Consider the following 16,281-nt stretch of genomic DNA (forward strand, 5'->3'; position numbering starts at 1 on the left):
TCAGCCCTTCCAGAGGGCGAGCATCATCGCCTCGACAGCGATCCGCGGTTTCACGTTCGCCTCGATGGCCGCCCGGCAGGCGAGCACGGCTTCCAGCCGGCGCAGCGCCCCCTCGGCGTCCCACTTCTGCGCGCCGGCACCGGCCAACGCGGCGGTGTCGGTGTGCACCGGGGCGACGGGCGCGCGCAACGCCATCGTGAGCGCGTCCCGGTAGAAGCCCGCCAGGTCGACGAGCGCCCGGTCCAGCGCGTCCCGCTGGGCCCGGGTGGCCCGGGACTTCTGCCGCTTCTCCAACTCCTTGAGCTGACCCGCGGCACCCCGGATCGCGCCGGACGCGCCCCGGCCGGTGCCACCCGCGCCGAGCGCGGTCTCCAGTGCCGCCCGCTCGGCCACGTCGGCCTCGGTGACCGACGCCGCTGCCTCCGCCTCGGCCGCCTCGATCAGTGCGGACGCCGCGTCGAACGCCGCGCCGACACCTGTCAACCGGCGCGGCACCGCGAGCACCGCCTCGCGCCGCTTGCGTGCCTCCGGGTCGCGGGCCAGGCGACGGGCCCGACCCACGTGCCCCTGCGCGGCCGCCGCCGCCCACTGCGCCACGTCGGGCGCGATGCCGTCCCGACGGGCCAGCACCTCGGCCACCGCGGTGGCCGGCGGCTGCCGCAGAGGTACGACCCGACAGCGCGAGCGGATGGTCACCGAGATGTCGTCCGGGTGGGTGGACGGGGCACAGAGCAGGAAGACCGTACGCGGTGGAGGTTCCTCGATCGCCTTGAGCAGCGCGTTGCCGGCGGCCTCGGTGAGCCGGTCGGCGTCCTCGATGACCACCACCTGCCAGCGCCCGCCCGAGGGGGTGCTGGCCGCCCGCAGCACCAGCGCGCGCATCTCGTTGACGCCGATGGACAGCCCTTCCGGCACCACCAGCCGGACGTCGGCGTGGGTGCCGCCCATCGTGGTGCGGCAGCCGGGGCACTCACCGCAGCCGGTGCCGTGCACGCACTGGAGCGCGGCGGCGAACGCCCGGGCGGCGACCGAGCGGCCGGAGCCGGGAGGGCCGGTGAAGATCCAGGCGTGCGTCATCCCGGCGGCCGGGTCCACCCCGCCGGGCGGGGCATCGCCGGCGGGCGCGTCGGCGTCGCCGGCGGGGATCAGCGCGGGTGCCCGGTCGACCGCGCCCGCGCGCAGCACGGCGGCCGCTGCGGCGGCGGCCCGGCGCAGCTCGGTCACCGCCTCGTCCTGACCGACCAGGTCGGCGAAGACGTCCGGCATCAGGTCTTGTGCTCCATCGTCACCAGCTCCGCGTCGGATAACTCGGGCTGCACCGAGGTGTCCGGGCCCTGCGCCGGCCGGGGGTGCACGATGCCGCCCGGGCTGCCGAGCATCTCCTCGACCCGGCGGACCACCTGCCCGGTGATCTCGTCGGCCGGTCGGGACGCGTCGAGGACCAGGTAGCGCTTCGGGTCGGCGGCGGCGAGGTCGAGGAAGGCGTACCGGACCCGCTCGTGGAAGGCGACCGACTCGGCCTCCAGCCGGTCGGTGCCGGCGTTGCGCGAGACGACCCGGGACAGGCCGGTGTGCGGCTCGACGTCCAGCAGCACCACCAGGTCGGGCTTGAGCCCACCGGTGGCCCAGGAGGAGAGCCAGGAGACCTCGTCGACGGGCAGCGTCCGGCCCGCGCCCTGGTATGCCAGGGACGAGTCGACGTACCGGTCGCTGATCACCACTCCGCCCCGGACCAGCGCGGGCCGGACCACTGTGGCCACGTGGTGCGCGCGGTCGGCGGCGTAGAGCAGCGCCTCGGCCCGCGGCGAGGGGGCCTCGTCGCCGGAAGTGTCCAGCACCAGCGACCGGATCCGCTGACCGACAGCTGTCGCTCCCGGTTCCCGGGTGACCACCACGTCACGCCCCTGGCCGCGCAGCCGCTCGGCGAGCGCGGCGAGCTGGGTGGACTTGCCGGCGCCCTCGCCGCCCTCGAACACCACGAACAGCCCGGTGGAGACGAACGGCTCGGACGGCATCAGCGGACGGCCCCGGATCGAGCCCCAGAGGTCGGCGAGGACGGGGACGCCCTTCTTGTCGTCCATCTGGCCGAACGCGCTGATCCCGGCGAAGATGCCGGCCGCACCGGCGGCGAGCAGCAGCAACCGGGTCGAGGAGATGGACACGCCCAGGTCGGCGATCTCCAGCTTGCGGGAGCCACCGACACCGGCGAGCAGGCTGCTCAGGGCGATGGCCAGGATCAGCACCAGCCGGGTGCCGATCTGCACCACGGCGAAGACCCGGCCGCGTACCTCGTCCTTGATCTCGCCACCGAGCAGTGTGGTGCCGGCCAGGAAGGCCATGCCGGCACCGGCGCCGACCAGCACCGCGCCGACGATCGCCATGGACAGGTGGATGGCGAAGGCGAGGGTCATCACGGCGGCGCTGGCCAGCACGATGCTCATGCCGAACCAGCGACGCCGGGACATCTCCTTGACGATCATCGGCCCGAGCCCGATGCCGAGCGCGAGGCCGACGAAGATGGCGCCGAAGAGCAGGGAGAACGCGGCGTCGCCGGCACCGAGTGAGCTGGCGAAGAACTTCGCGGTGCCGATGACGATGCCGCCGCCGGCGAACGCGCCCAGGATGCCGAGGACCAGCCCGCGCACCAGCGGGGTCTGTCCGATGAACTGCCAGCCCTCCTTGAACTGGCGCAGCATGCCCTGCTCCTGGCGGTCAGCCTCGGCGGTTTGCCCCTGGCTGATCTCCTTGATGCCGAACGCGACGACGAGGGCGGTTGCCAGTCGGGAGAAGGCGTTGAACCAGAGCGCCAGCTGGGCCGGCTCGGCCCAGTCCGGGAAGTTGTCGCCGGTCACGCCCCGGACGCTGCGGTCCAGGCCGGCGCTGACGGCGGCGGCGAGCACCGGGGTCAGGCCGTAGGTGGTGATGAGCGTGAGCTGGTTGGCCGCTTCGAGGCGGGCGCGCGGGATCAGGTTGGGAACCGCGGCCTCCTTGGCCGGGATCCAGATCAGTGTGATCGACTCGATGAGGAAGGTGGCGACGGTAGCCCACAGGACCACCACCGCGCCGCTGGCGCCGACGAGCGCGACCATCGGGATCGAGGCGAAGAGCACGAACCGGAGCAGGTCGCAGATGACCATCGTCCAGCGTCTGTCGAACCGGTCGGCGAGCACGCCGGCGATCGGCCCGAGCACCAGCGCGGGCAGCAGACGGATCGCGATGACGCCACCGAAGACCGCACCCTGGGCGGTGCTGCCCTCGACCTGGGAGGAGGCGAAGACCGAGGTGGCCAGCAGGCCGAGCCAGTCACCGAAGGAGGCCGCGCCGAGCACGATCCAGAGCCTGCGGAACGGCTGGATGCGCAGAACTGACCGGATGGCGGCATAGCCGGACGGATCGACCTGACCGCCGCTGGGCTGGTTGGCAGCGGCATCGGGCCGACCGCCGGAGCGCGACACGCCGGGCGACTCGCCGCTGTTCTGGCTTTCGATGGCCGTACCTCCACGTGCCGGCCCATGGCTGGGCGCCTCCGGTGGAACACTCTAGACCCGGTGGGGGGCCACCCCACCGGCGACATTCTCCTGCTCGCTGAGCCTAGGCCGCCGGAGCCACCGGCCGCAGCCCGGACGTACGCGAGGGTATTTCGCATTCGCCGTCGGACAGTTAGCGTGCACACGTGGCCATCGAAAGCGACAAACTTCGCGAGCGCCTGGATCGGGCGACCGCCCACCTCGACCCGCCCTACGCCGTGGTCGACCTCACCGCCTTCGACGCCAACTCGGCCGCCCTGGCCGAGTTGGCCGCCGGCAAACCCGTCCGCCTGGCCAGCAAGTCGGTGCGCAGCCGGGAGTTGATCAGTCGAGCCCTCGCCCGGCCCGGCTGGCAGGGGATCATGGCGTTCACAGTGCCCGAGGCGATCTGGCTGGTTCGTGCCGGTGTGAGCGACGACGTCCTGGTCGCGTACCCGAGCGCCGACCGGGCCGCAATCGCCGAGCTGGCCGCCGACCCGACCCTGGCCGCCGCGATCACCCTGATGATCGACGGCACCGGGCAGCTCGACCTGATCGACGCCGTCCGGGCCCCCGGGCAACGCGCCGAGCTACGTCTCTGCCTCGACCTGGACGCCTCCTGGCGGCCGATCCGGGGGCGGGTGCACGTCGGCGTGCGCCGCTCACCGGTGCACAGCGCACGGGCGGCCGGCGCGCTCGCCGCCACCGTCGCCGGCCGCGCCGGCTTCCGGCTGGTCGGGCTCATGTCGTACGAGGCGCAGATCGCCGGCCTGGGCGACGCGCCGCCGGGGCAGACGCTGCTGGCCGGTGCGATCAGGCTGGCCCAGCGCGGGTCGTACCGCGAGTTGCTGGCCCGCCGAGGTGCGGCGGTGGCCACGGTACGCGAACACGCCGACCTGGAGTTCGTCAACGGCGGCGGCACCGGCAGCGTGGCGGCGACCAGCGCCGATCCCGCGGTAACCGAGATCACCGCGGGATCGGGTCTGTACGGGCCGACGTTGTTCGACGCGTACCGCGCCTGGCGACCCACTCCGGCGGCCTTCTTCGCCTGCGCGGTGGTCCGCCGGCCGACGCCGGAGCTGGCGACGGTGCTCGGTGGCGGCTGGATCGCCTCCGGTCCGGCCGCCGGCAGCCGGCTACCTCGACCGTGGCTGCCGGCCGGGCTCAAGCTGGTCGGCACCGAGGGCGCCGGTGAGGTGCAGACCCCGCTGTCCGGCGCGGCGGCGGCCACCCTGCGCGTCGGCGACCGGGTGTGGTTCCGGCACGCCAAGGCCGGCGAGCTGTGTGAACGGGTCAACGAGCTGCACCTGGTCGAGGGGGACACGGTCGTGGCGAGCGTGCCCACCTACCGGGGGGAGGGGCAGGCGTTCCTCTGACCCGACGCCCGCCCCCGGGCCACGAGCACGGATCAGGCGGGCCGGGCCTGCTGGCCGACAGTGGGCCGGCCGCCGTCCTCGCCGTCGACCTGCCGGTGCAGGTACTCCCGGATCAGCGCCTTCGCCTCGAGCAGCACCCGCTCGTCACCGTCGGACTTGCGCCGGAACGCGAGCTTGATCAGCGCGTCGGCCGCCTCGACCGCGATCTCCAGGACGAAGCGCAGCTTCGGTACGTCGGTGAGCCCGAAGCGCTCGGTGAGCACCCGGGCCAACTGGTCGGCGATCACGCCGTTGTTGTCCCGCTGCTCGTCGAGCAGGTGCAGGTCGACCACGTCGCCGAAGTGCAGGGTACGGAAACCGGGGACGGTGCGGTGCATGGTGATGTACTCGTCGATCCCGGCGTCGACGCCGTCCCACCAGTGGGTCATCTCGTCGGAGGCGAACCGCTCGTCGAGGCGCTGGAGGTAGGACTCCATCGTGCGCAGGGTCAGCGCCTGCACGATCGCCCGCTTGTCCGGGAAGAACTGGTACACCGACCCGATCGCCACCTCGGCCCGCTCGGCGAGCAGGGTGGTGGTCAACCCCTCGTACCCCACCTCGTCAACGAGTTCGGCGCAGGCATCCAACATGCGCTGCACCCGCGCGACACTTCGACCCTGCACCGGTACGCGGCGCAGCGGACCGGTCGTGGCGGCTGGTGTGGACACTCTGCGCCACCCCCCTTCGACGGATGAACATATCTCCACGTCACGAGTCCGTGACTACCGGTACAACGAGCGGATCGCAATTGCGGTATTTACCAGGTACAACGTTCCTGATATGAAGTCAGTTCATATTCATGAATGAGGAGCGCGCATGGTCGGCACCGCATCGCTCACCGCTACCTGGTCCAACTGGGCCGGCAACCAGCGTGGCAGCGCCACCGCGATCCTGCGCCCCGGCTCGCCGACCGACGTCGCGGAAGCCGTCCGGGACGCCGTCGCCACCGGTGGCCGGATCCGCGTGACCGGCAGCGGCCACTCGTTCACCGCCGTCGCACTCGCCGACGACCGCCGGATGGAACTGTCCGAACTGGGGACGCCCGTCAGCGTCGACGTCGCCCACCGGCTGGTCACCGTACCGGCAGGAATGACACTGCACACGCTCAACAGCCTGCTCGCCCGGCACGGCCTCGCGCTGCCCAACCTCGGCGACATCGACGCGCAGACCGTCGCCGGGGCGATCTCCACGGGCACCCACGGCACCGGCGCCGGCTACGGGTGCCTCTCCACCTTCGTCGAGGCGATCACACTGGTCACCGGCACCGGCGAGGTGCTGCACTGCTCCGCCGACGAGAATCCCGACGTCCTCGCCGCCGCCCGGGTGTCGCTCGGCGCGCTCGGCGTCCTCGTCGAGGTGACCCTGCGCTGCGTGGACGCCTTCGTCCTGCACGCCCACGAACGCCCGGCCGAGATGGCCGATGTGCTCGGCGAACTGCCCGCGCTGATCGACCGCCACGACCACGTCGAGTTCTACTGGTTCCCGTACACGTCTCGGGTCCAGGTCAAGGCCAACGACCGGGTGCCCGCCAACGACCAGCCGCTGTCCCGCTGGCGCGGCTGGCTGGACGACGACTTCCTGTCCAACCGGGTCTTCGCCGGGGCCTGCCGACTCGGCCGGGCCGTGCCCGCCCTCGCGCCGGGGATCAGCGCGGTCTCCGCCCGCGCCCTCACCGAACGCCGGTACACCGGCCGCTCCGACCGGGTGTTCTGCACCCCACGCCGGGTCCGCTTCATGGAGATGGAGTACGGGCTGCCCCGCGAGGCACTGCCCGAGGCGCTCGCCGCGCTCCGGCGGATCGTCGACGGCCTGCCGTTCAAGGTGCTCTTCCCGGTCGAGGTGCGCTTCACCGCCGCCGACGACATCTGGCTCTCCCACGGCTACGGCCGGGACAACGCCTACATCGCCGTGCACCAGTACGTCGGCATGCCGTACGAGCCGTACTTCCGGGCCTTCGAGCAGGTGGCCGCCGGGCTGGGCGGCCGCCCGCACTGGGGCAAGATGCACTACCGCGACGCCGCGTCGCTGGCCGCCGCCTACCCCCGCTTCGCCGACTTCCAGGCCGTCCGCGACCGCCTGGACCCGAACCGCGTCTTCACCAACCCCCACCTGACCCACGTCCTCGGCGCGTAGCGGCCTTGCAGATCTTGGAAGGAACCTGCCCCTGGAGGGGCGCTTTCCTTCCAAGATCAGCCCGGCCAGCCGGCGGCTTTCAGGGCGGCGCGGAGTTGGGTCTGGACCTCGTCGGGGTGGGCGCGTACCGCCCAGGCGGGGAAGCGCAGCAGGCGGTCACCGTCGACCCAGAGCGCGTTCTGGCGGCGCATGTCCGCCCACCAGGCGCGCGGATCGACGTGCTGCCCGCCGTCGATCTCGACGTGCACTCTCCACTGCTCGAAGTAGGCGTCCAGGTAGCGACGTCGTCCGGTCGAGTCGTAGCGGATCTTCTGCCGCGCCGGCTCCGGTAGGCCCGCGCGACGGACCAGGCCGAGGAAGTCCAACTCCGCCAGGGAGTGGGCACCGCCAGCGGCATCCGCCGCCGTGGCCAGGATCAGTTGACGACGGCGGACCCGGGGCAAGGTCTCGACGATCCGGTGCAGGTCGTCGCCACCCACGAGCCGTTGTTGGAATGCGGCGGCGACGACCGCCCGTGCCTGCCGGTCATCGTCGGCCCACTGGACGGCGTCCACTATTGAACGAGCCGGCATGGTCCGTCGAGGCTGCCCGACGGCCAGCACGTCCTGATCGCGCAGCGTCCCGCTCCGGTGCGCCACGACACCGGGTGGCAGCGAGCCACGACGGCAGGGGGCGGGGAGCAGGACGTGGATCGGGCGACCGGAGAACCCCCGCAGCCCTCCGGCCTGCGCAGCGGTCAGGCCACCGAGGATCGCCCGCGGCCCCGCGGCGAGAACCGCCGTCCACCGGAACTGGTCGAGACTGACCGGCCCGTTGTGCGCGACGAACACAGCTCGGTGGACCTGTCGCCACTTTCCGGTCGCCACCCGGTGCCGGATGGCCTTGGGTGACAGGTGCCGCCGCGCCTGGTCGAGGCTCACCACATCATCCTGATGGAAGAGCAGCCAGGTCAGCTCGTCCGCGTCATCATCCGGCAGCCGACGCCCCCAGCCAGCCAACGACGTCCCCCGGAGACCCATAACCCCAAAGTCTCCAGATCGCGCCCCCTGCCGGCTGCCCCTGTGGACAACGCCGAGATCTTGGAAGGAAGTCGCCCCAGGAGGGGCACTTTCCTTCCAAGATTTCCAAAAGCAGGGGTTACTCGGTGCTGGTCGCGGCCTTACGCGGGGCGGCCTTCTTGGCCGGGGCCTTCTTCGCCGTCGTCGCCTTCGCCGTGGTGGTCTTCTTCGCGGCGGTCGACTTGCTGGCAGCGGCCGTCTTCTTCGTGGCCGCCGTCTTCTTCGCCGCGGTGGCCTTCTTCGCCGGAGCCTTCTTCGCCGCCGCCTTCTTCCGCGGCGCCGGACCCTTGGCGCGCTTCTCGGCGAGCATCTCGGAGGCTTCCTCGATGGTCAGCGCCTCCGGGGTCTGCCCACGCCGCAGGGAGGCGTTGACCTCCCCGTCGGTGACGTACGGGCCGAACCGGCCGTCCTTGATCACCAACGGCTTCTCGGTCAGCGGGTCGACACCCATCTCCCGCAGCGGCGGCGCGGCGGCCCGCCGTCCACGCGTCTTCGGAGCTGCCAGCAGGGCAAGCGCCTCGTCCAGACTGACCGTGAACATCTGCTCTTCGGACTCCAGCGAACGGAACTCCTCGCCCCGCTTCACGTACGGGCCGTAGCGACCGTTGTTCGCGAAGATCTCGACGCCGTCCGGCGCGACACCGATCAACCGGGGAAGGCTGAGCAGCTTGAGCGCCTGCTCCAGGGTCAGCGAGTCCGGTGTCTGCGTACGCAGCAGGGACGACTTGCGCTCGCCGCTGGACACGTACGGGCCGAACCGGCCGGACTTGAGCACGATCGGCTCCCCGGTGGCCGGGTCGTCGCCGAGCTTGCGCTCGCCGCCGCCGCCGAGGAACAACTCGTGGACCTTCTCCGGGGTCAGCTCGTCCGGGGCGAGACCCTCGGGGATCGGCGCGCGGTCGCCCTGGGCAGCGCCCTCCTCACCCTCGGCCGGCGTCGCCGGGGCCTCGCCGGGCACCGCCCGCTGGAGGTACGGCCCGTACCGGCCGACCCGCACGACCACCTCACGGCCCTCGTCGTCGGTGAAGAGCGGGATGGAGTTGACGCTGCGGGCGTCGATGTCGCTGAGGTTCTCGGTGACCAGCTTCTTCAGCCCACCGGAGCGGGCGATGTCCTGGTCACCGGCACCGTTGGCGCTGCCGAAGTAGAACGCGGTGAGGAAGTCGACAGCGGCGTGGTCACCGCCGGCGATCTCGTCCAGCTCGTTCTCCATCGAGGCGGTGAAGTCGTAGTCGATGAGACGGGGGTAGTGCCGCTCCATCAACCCGATCACCGCGAACGCCAGGAAGGTCGGGATCATCGCCTGGCCGCGCTTGGTGACGTACCCCCGGTCCTGGATCGTCTGCATGATCGACGCGTAGGTGGACGGGCGGCCGATGCCCAGCTCCTCCAGGGCCTTGACCAGCGACGCCTCCGTGTAGCGCGACGGCGGCTGGGTGTGGTGGCCCTGCGCGGCCAGCTCGTCGGCGGTCAGCGGCTGGTCCTTGACCAGGTTGGGCAGGCGGCGCTCGGCGTCCTCGGCCTCGGCGTTCTCGTCGTCGCTGGACTCGACGTACGCGCGCAGGAAGCCCGGGTCGGTGATCGTCTTACCGGTCGCCCCGAAGTCGGCTTCCTCCTGGGAGGTGGAGACCGCCCGGATACGCACCGAGACACTGGAACCGACAGCGTCGGTCATCTGCGAGGCGATGGTCCGCCGCCAGATCAGCTCGTAGAGCTTGAACTCCTCGGCCGACAACTCCTTGGCGACCTCGCCCGGGGTGCGGAAGTTGTCCCCCGCCGGGCGGATCGCCTCGTGCGCCTCCTGGGCGTTCTTCACCTTGCCGGTGTAACGACGCGGCTCCGGCGGCACGCTGCGCTCGCCGTACAGCTCGACGATCTGCCGGCGGGCCGCCGAGATGGCGGTCTCCGACAGGTTCACCGAGTCGGTACGCATATAGGTGATGTAGCCGTTCTCGTACAGCCGCTGGGCGAGGCGCATCGTCTGCTGCGACGACAGGCGCAGCTTGCGGGCCGCCTCCTGCTGGAGGGTCGAGGTGATGAACGGCGCGTACGGGCGGCGACGGTAGGGCTTCTCCTCGACCCGGGTGACGGTGAACGGCCGCCCGTCCAGCCGGGCCGCGAGACCCCGCGCGCCGCTCTCGTCGAGGTGCACGACGCCAGCCCCGGCCCGGACGCGACCGGTGGTCGGCTCGAAGTCCTTACCTGTCGCGATGCGGTCACCGTTGAGGGCGATCAGGGTGGCGTTGAAGTTCCGCGGGCCCTCACCGGCGTTCGCTACCGCGAGGGTGGCCAGGATGTCCCAGTACTCGGCGGTGCGGAAGGCCATCCGCTGCCGCTCCCGCTCGACCACGATGCGGGTCGCCACGGACTGCACCCGGCCGGCCGAGAGCTTCGGCATGACCTTCTTCCACAGCACCGGGGAGACCTCGTAGCCGTAGAGCCGGTCGAGGATCCGTCGTGCCTCCTGGGCGTCGACCAGGTCGCGGTCGATCTCCCGGGGGTTGGCGACGGCCGCCTGGATCGCCGGCTTGGTGATCTCGTGGAAGACCATCCGCTTGACCGGGACCTTGGGCTTGAGTGTCTCGACCAGGTGCCAGGCGATCGCCTCGCCCTCGCGGTCCTCATCCGTCGCCAGGAGGATCTCGTCGACCTCCTTGGCCAGCTTCACCAGCTTGGTGATCTGCTGCTTGCGGTCGGCGGAGACGACGTAGAGCGCGTGGAAGCCGTTGTCCACGTCCACCCCGAGCCGGGCCCAGGGCTCACCCTTGTACTTGGCCGGCACGTCGGCGGCGTTGCGCGGCAGGTCGCGGACGTGACCGAAGCTGGCCTCCACGACGTACCCCGGGCCAAGGTAGCCCGAGATCGTCTTGGCCTTCGCCGGTGACTCGACGATGACCAGACGGGTGGTTCCAGCGTTGCTAGGCACGTCTCTCCCCGACCTCACTCCTGCTCGTGGCCTGCCGGCGCCCGGGCAGCGACCGCTTTCGACCCCGCCGTCGCACCGACGGTCCGGATGTCCAACGTAACGCGCCGCCCGCGTTTCGGGTTTCGCGGGCGGTGAACCGCTTCGGCACTGCCGGACGGCGCCACCGTACACCGTGGGTAGGGCTCCGAGAGGGTCACCGTGACGATCCCGGGCCCACGACCAAGGTCCAACCCGCCCGTTCCGACCCGGATTCCGCGGCCCAATGTCCAACACCGGACACCCGGCCACCGCCCCGAACCTGGTCGATCATGGACTAGTGGTGGGGGTTTTAGCCCCGAAAGGGCAGTACATCCCCACCACAACTCCATGATCGACGCGTGCGTGGGGGTGGGGGTGGGGGTGGGGGTGGGGACTGTTAGGGGGCGGGGGCCAGGTGGTGGGGGGTGCTGCGGGTGGTGGCGCGCCGACCAGCTCGGCCAGTCGGGCCAACCGGCGGCGGCCCGTGATCCGGTACGCCGGGCCGCCCTCCCCCGGGCCGAGCAGCTCCCCCGCCAACCCTGCCGCGGCGAGCGCGACGCCGATCGGCTCCCAGCACTCCTGCTCGTCAGCGCCCAGCCGCAACCGGAAGCCGTCGGGCGGCTCCGGCGTACCGGCGGCGGCGAGCCACAGCCGCAACCTCCGGCCGGTCAGGTGAAAGGTGGCCGGCGGGCGCTTCGACGGACCGTGCAGCCAGGCGACCGCGAGAGGCTTCAGGACCCGGGTGTACGACGTACGGACGACGTGCCGCTCGCCCTCGGCCGGCTCCCAGCTCGCCGCCAACCCCCGAGCCGCCAGCTCGGCGACGAGCACGTGCACCCGCCACGCGGCGTCCACCTGCACCGAGAGACGGGCGGTGCCACCCATCCGGACCACCTCGCCCGGCCCGGCGAGCAACCCGGCCAGGTCGGCGACCGCGGGTTCGGCTGCCTCCGCGCCGAAGAAGACAAGTTGCCGGCCGGCGTCGTCACCCGGAGAGGAAGGACCGTTGCGGGCCGGGCCGCCGCGCCGTCGCGCGGGTGTGGGCGCGTCCGCCTCGGGCGCGGGGAACAGCGCCGGGGGCGGCTCCGCCTTCGGAGTGTCACCGATCCCGCTCAGCGACACTCCGGCACCTCGTCGAAGGCCTGTTTCAACTCCTCGGAGTTGAGCTTGCTGGTGTCCAGCGCGCTGGCGTCGTACTCCTTGTTGAGGGTGTCCACCGCGGCCCGCACGCCGTCATAGAAGACTGTCGGCTCACCGGTGCCCAGCCCGTCGATGGTGTCCCGCGCGCGGCCGTACGCGTCCCGCATCTTCCCCAGTGAGCTACGGAAACCCGCCGAGATCGCCTCGCCGTTGTCGGTCTCCGGGATGCCCGCCTGCTCCACCTTGCGGCGTGCGGCCTCGCTGGCCTGCTCCGCCCCACCGAAGAGCCGCACCAGGTTCTCCTTGGCCTGCGCCGGCGTGGTCTGCGCGGTCATCTGCTCGTCGGTGCTGCTGGTCAGCTTGCTGATCTCGGACCGCCAGGGAGTGAGCGCGCCGCAGACCGATGCCGCCCACGCACGCGGGCTGGGCCCGCCGCCGCAACCGGCGAGTACGACGACGATCGTGGCCAGGACCACCGTGAACCTTCCGGCGGCAGACGCCCGGCACGTACGCATGCGTTGCAGCGTACGGCCTTCCGCGGGGTGTGGCACCGGGCCGGACGGCCGGGGTCCCCGGTCGACGCGTACGTCGACCGGGGACCCCTCGCCCGTGCCAGGTCAGGCGTTGACCGTCTCCGGCCGGTGGTCGGTGCTGCCCGCGCCGGTGTTGCCGTCGGCGTCGGAGTCGGACATCGCGATGCCCTTGCGCTTGCTGAACACCACCGACGCCACGATGATCAGCGTCGCCACCAGGGCGATGCCGATCCGCAGGCCGACGTTGCGGTCGTCGCCGACGCTCCAGGCCACCACGGCGGGTGCGATCAGCAGCGAGACCAGGTTCATCACCTTGATCAGCGGGTTGATCGCCGGGCCGGCGGTGTCCTTGAACGGGTCACCGACGGTGTCGCCGATGACGGTGGCGGCGTGCGACTCGGAGCCCTTGCCGCCGTACGCGCCGTCCTCGACCAGCTTCTTGGCGTTGTCCCAGGCCCCACCGGAGTTGGACAGGAACACCGCCATCAGGGTGCCGGCACCGATCGCACCAGCCAGGTACGCGGCGAGCGCGCCCGGCCCGAGGCCGAAGCCGACAGCGATCGGCGCCAGGATGGCGAGCAGACCGGGGGTCATCAGCTCGCGCTGCGCGTCCCGGGTGCAGATGTCGACGACCTTGCCGTACTCCGGGCGCTGGGTGCGGTCCATGATGCCGGGCAGTTCACGGAACTGCCGGCGGACCTCCATCACCACGGCACCGGCCGAGCGGGACACCGCGTTGATGGCCAGACCGGAGAAGAGGAAGACCACCGCCGCACCGATGATCAGGCCGACCAGGTTGCGCGGGTTCGCCACGTTCAGCGCGTTGAGGATCTCGTTGCCGACGTCGTTCACGCCAGCCGTCGCGTACGCGCTGCTGAGCGTGTCGGTGTACGAGCCGAACAGCGCGGTCGCGGCGAGCACCGCCGTGGCGATCGCGATGCCCTTGGTGATGGCCTTGGTGGTGTTGCCCACCGCGTCCAGCTCGGTGAGGGTGCGCGCGCCGTGCTCGTCGATGTCGCCGGACATCTCGGCGACGCCCTGGGCGTTGTCGGAGATCGGCCCGAAGGTGTCCATCGCCACGATCACACCGACGGTGGTGAGCAGGCCGGTGCCCGCGAGCGCCACCGCGAACAGCGACAGCGTGATGGAGCTGCCGCCGAGCAGGAACGCGCCGAAGACGCCGGCACCGATCAGCACCGCCGAGTAGACCGCCGATTCCAGGCCGACGCTGATGCCGGCCAGGATGACGGTGGCGGCTCCGGTCTGCGAGCTCTTGCCGATGTCCTGTACCGGCCGCTTGTTGGTCTCGGTGAAGTAGCCGGTCAGCGCCTGGATCGCGGCGGCCAGCACGATACCGATCACGACCGCGCCGATGGCCACCAGTCGCGGGTTGCCGGGCGCGTCGGTCAGTCCACTGTCGAACTCGCCGAAGGTCGCCGGGAGGTACGCGTAGGCGGCGACCGCCACCAGCACCGCGGAGAGCAGCGCGGAGAGGTAGAACGCCCGGTTGATCGCGGTCAGACCATTGCGGTCGGACGCCCGCAGCCGGGTGATGAAGACGCCGACGATCGCGATCAGCACGCCGATGGTGGAGATGATCAGCGGGAAGACCAGACCCTCCTCGCCGAACGCGGCCCGGCCGAGGATCAGCGCGGCGACCAGCGTCACCGCGTACGACTCGAACAGGTCGGCGGCCATGCCGGCGCAGTCACCGACGTTGTCGCCGACGTTGTCGGCGATGGTGGCGGCGTTGCGCGGGTCGTCCTCGGGGATGCCCTGCTCGACCTTGCCGACCAGGTCGGCGCCGACGTCGGCGGCCTTGGTGAAGATGCCGCCGCCGACCCGCATGAACATCGCGAGCAGCGCGGCGCCGAAGCCGAAGCCCTCCAGCACCGTCGGCGCGTCACCCCGGTAGACGAGGACGACGAGCGCGGCGCCGAAGAGGCCGAGGCCGACGGTGAGGAAGCCGACGACACCGCCGGTCCGGAACGCGATCCTCATGGCGGCCTCGCGGCCACCTTCGCGTTCCCTCGCGGCGGCGGCGACCCGCAGGTTGGCGCGGGTGGCCAACCACATGCCGGCACCACCGATGAACGCGCTGAACAGCGCGCCCACCACGAAGAACGCCGACCGGCCGATCTTCACCGCCAGCTCGCTGCCGTCGGTGTCGTGCACCGGGAGCAGGAAGAGCAGCACCACCGCGACGACCACGAAGATCGCCAGGGTACGGAACTGGCGGAGCAGGTAGGCCGAGGCGCCCTCCTGGACCGCCCCCGAGATCTCCTGCATGGTGGCGGTGCCCTTACCGGCAGCCAGCACCGTCTTTGTGAGGGCGGCCGCGAAGGCGAGCGCCACCAGCGCGATGGCCGCGGCGATGACGACGTAGGTGACATTGCTTCCGGTAAGGGAAAGCCCGCCGCCGTCGGCGGCAAAGGTCTCGGACATCTGTGTCCTCCTGTTACCGAACACTCGCGCCGGTGAGTGGAGACGCACTGACCGACGCCTGGATGCGGACTCGCAAGCGCGCCAACCCAACCCAGCGGACCAGCGATGAACACCCATACCCGCTGGCTGCGGGATGGATCACTTGCTGACAACCCGGGTACTGTAGCCCTCCGCAGTGTCAGAGGTCACACGCAGGTCCCACCGTGTCGCGATGATCTTCGTCGCTGTGTTATGAGAAGAAGTCTGATATAGGGCCCGATCCATGCAGGAAGGCCGCACCCCCGGCAAGGGGATGCGGCCTGGAGAGCCAAACGGGTCAGCGGCCGACCGGCCACACCATCCGCACCTCGGTGCCGATGCCCTCGTCGACCGGGCGCACCTGAAGGTCCTCGACGAAGCCGGCGAGCAGCGCGAAGCCGACGCCGGTGGTCAGCGCCTCGTCGGTGAGCGACTCGTTGGCCAACTCGTCCGGCGGCAACGCGGTCAGACCGATGCCCGCCTCGATCGGCGCCCGGTCCACCACCCGCACCGCGTACGAGCCACCGTCGGACATCTCCACCAGCACCGGGTCGGCGAGGCCGTACTGGCGGTGCAGGGCCACCGCCCGGGTGCACGCCTCGCCGATGGCCAGGCGCACCTCGTCCAGCAGGTCCTCCCGGACCCCGGCACGCCGGGCGACGGCGACGCCGACCAACCGGGCGGTGCGCACGTGCACCGGGGCGGGCGAGAACGAGAGCTTGACTGTCGCCATCACGCGCCGGCGCCCGCCGGGTCGGCGCTGATCGCCGCGTCGACCGTCGGGTGCAGGGGGAACACCTGGTCCAGTGCGGTGATCCGGAAGATCTTGAGCAACGGCTCCTTGTCGCAGACCAACGCGAACGAACCGCCGGCCGAACGGAGCCGCTTGAGCGCGCCGACCAGCACGCCCAGCCCGGTGGAGTCGAGGAAGTCCACCCGACCGAGGTCGACGACCACGTGACGAGCACCACCGTCGATCAACTCGAGGAGTCGTTCGCGGAGTCGGGGCGCGGTGTAGACGTCCACCTCACCACCGACCTCGAGCACCGTGTGCTCACCCACGGTGCGCGTCGCCAGCGACAGCTCCAT

12 protein-coding genes are annotated in these 16,281 nt (G+C 71.4%); 2 read left to right on the forward strand and 10 right to left on the reverse strand.

Annotated elements, in window-relative coordinates; translation table 11 throughout:
- Window positions 1-1,266, reverse strand: coding sequence for a DNA polymerase III subunit delta' (locus GA0070612_RS04135; protein ID WP_088986711.1), 1,266 nt, complete (start codon window positions 1,264-1,266; stop codon window positions 1-3).
- Window positions 1,266-3,329, reverse strand: a complete 2,064-nt coding sequence (gene tmk / locus GA0070612_RS04140) for a dTMP kinase (protein ID WP_088991258.1) — start codon at window positions 3,327-3,329, stop codon at window positions 1,266-1,268. The genes GA0070612_RS04135 and tmk overlap by 1 nt, the downstream gene beginning before the upstream one ends.
- A gap of 344 nt (window positions 3,330-3,673) precedes the next feature.
- Here tmk and GA0070612_RS04145 point away from each other — a divergent pair, with 344 nt between their 5' ends.
- Entirely contained in the window at window positions 3,674-4,882 is a 1,209-nt protein-coding gene (locus GA0070612_RS04145) for an amino acid deaminase/aldolase (RefSeq protein WP_088986712.1), read from the forward strand.
- A gap of 32 nt (window positions 4,883-4,914) precedes the next feature.
- On the opposite strand, the gene GA0070612_RS04150 is transcribed toward GA0070612_RS04145, so the two are convergent.
- A complete protein-coding gene (locus tag GA0070612_RS04150; protein WP_088991259.1) occupies window positions 4,915-5,511 on the reverse strand; it encodes a TetR family transcriptional regulator in 597 nt (198 codons plus the stop codon).
- Between the two features lie 226 nt (window positions 5,512-5,737).
- On the opposite strand from GA0070612_RS04150, the gene GA0070612_RS04155 reads away from it, so the two are divergent.
- Entirely contained in the window at window positions 5,738-7,054 is a 1,317-nt protein-coding gene (locus tag GA0070612_RS04155) for a D-arabinono-1,4-lactone oxidase (protein ID WP_088986713.1), read from the forward strand.
- Window positions 7,055-7,110: 56 nt separating this feature from the next.
- On the opposite strand, the gene GA0070612_RS04160 is transcribed toward GA0070612_RS04155, so the two are convergent.
- The 7 genes from GA0070612_RS04160 to GA0070612_RS04190 all read right to left on the reverse strand — a co-directional run bounded on the left by GA0070612_RS04160 (window position 7,111) and on the right by GA0070612_RS04190 (window position 16,281).
- Window positions 7,111-8,073 carry a DUF559 domain-containing protein gene (locus GA0070612_RS04160; protein WP_088986714.1) on the reverse strand — a complete coding sequence of 321 codons (963 nt, stop codon included), beginning with the start codon at window positions 8,071-8,073 and terminating at the stop codon, window positions 7,111-7,113.
- 118 nt (window positions 8,074-8,191) lie between these two features.
- Window positions 8,192-11,038 carry a type I DNA topoisomerase gene (topA, locus tag GA0070612_RS04165; protein WP_088986715.1) on the reverse strand — a complete coding sequence of 949 codons (2,847 nt, stop codon included), beginning with the start codon at window positions 11,036-11,038 and terminating at the stop codon, window positions 8,192-8,194.
- Between the two features lie 306 nt (window positions 11,039-11,344).
- Window positions 11,345-12,178 carry a hypothetical protein gene (locus GA0070612_RS04170; RefSeq protein ID WP_231924465.1) on the reverse strand — a complete coding sequence of 278 codons (834 nt, stop codon included), beginning with the start codon at window positions 12,176-12,178 and terminating at the stop codon, window positions 11,345-11,347.
- Window positions 12,169-12,711, reverse strand: coding sequence for a hypothetical protein (locus GA0070612_RS04175; RefSeq protein WP_088986716.1), 543 nt, complete (start codon window positions 12,709-12,711; stop codon window positions 12,169-12,171). The genes GA0070612_RS04170 and GA0070612_RS04175 overlap by 10 nt, the downstream gene beginning before the upstream one ends.
- A 102-nt stretch (window positions 12,712-12,813) precedes the next feature.
- Window positions 12,814-15,174 carry a sodium-translocating pyrophosphatase gene (locus tag GA0070612_RS04180; RefSeq protein ID WP_088986717.1) on the reverse strand — a complete coding sequence of 787 codons (2,361 nt, stop codon included), beginning with the start codon at window positions 15,172-15,174 and terminating at the stop codon, window positions 12,814-12,816.
- Window positions 15,175-15,490: 316 nt separating this feature from the next.
- Window positions 15,491-15,928 (reverse strand): ATP-binding protein, encoded by a 438-nt coding sequence (locus tag GA0070612_RS04185; RefSeq protein WP_030334228.1) that lies wholly within the window; start codon window positions 15,926-15,928, stop codon window positions 15,491-15,493.
- A complete protein-coding gene (locus GA0070612_RS04190) occupies window positions 15,925-16,281 on the reverse strand; it encodes an STAS domain-containing protein (protein WP_088986718.1) in 357 nt (118 codons plus the stop codon). Before GA0070612_RS04190 ends, GA0070612_RS04185 begins: the two co-directional genes overlap by 4 nt.

The organism is Micromonospora chokoriensis (genome assembly GCF_900091505.1).
GTDB classification, from domain to species: Bacteria; Actinomycetota; Actinomycetes; order Mycobacteriales; family Micromonosporaceae; genus Micromonospora; species Micromonospora chokoriensis.

Coding starts and splice junctions, on each gene's coding strand:
- GA0070612_RS04155 (WP_088986713.1), top strand. CDS start 5,738: ATGGTCGGCACCGCATCGCTCACCGCTACCTGGTCCAACTGGGCCGGC.
- GA0070612_RS04175 (WP_088986716.1), bottom strand. CDS start 12,711: ATGCGTACGTGCCGGGCGTCTGCCGCCGGAAGGTTCACGGTGGTCCTG.
- GA0070612_RS04135 (WP_088986711.1), bottom strand. CDS start 1,266: ATGCCGGACGTCTTCGCCGACCTGGTCGGTCAGGACGAGGCGGTGACC.
- GA0070612_RS04190 (WP_088986718.1), bottom strand. CDS start 16,281: ATGGAGCTGTCGCTGGCGACGCGCACCGTGGGTGAGCACACGGTGCTC.
- GA0070612_RS04180 (WP_088986717.1), bottom strand. CDS start 15,174: ATGTCCGAGACCTTTGCCGCCGACGGCGGCGGGCTTTCCCTTACCGGA.
- GA0070612_RS04160 (WP_088986714.1), bottom strand. CDS start 8,073: ATGGGTCTCCGGGGGACGTCGTTGGCTGGCTGGGGGCGTCGGCTGCCG.
- GA0070612_RS04150 (WP_088991259.1), bottom strand. CDS start 5,511: ATGTTGGATGCCTGCGCCGAACTCGTTGACGAGGTGGGGTACGAGGGG.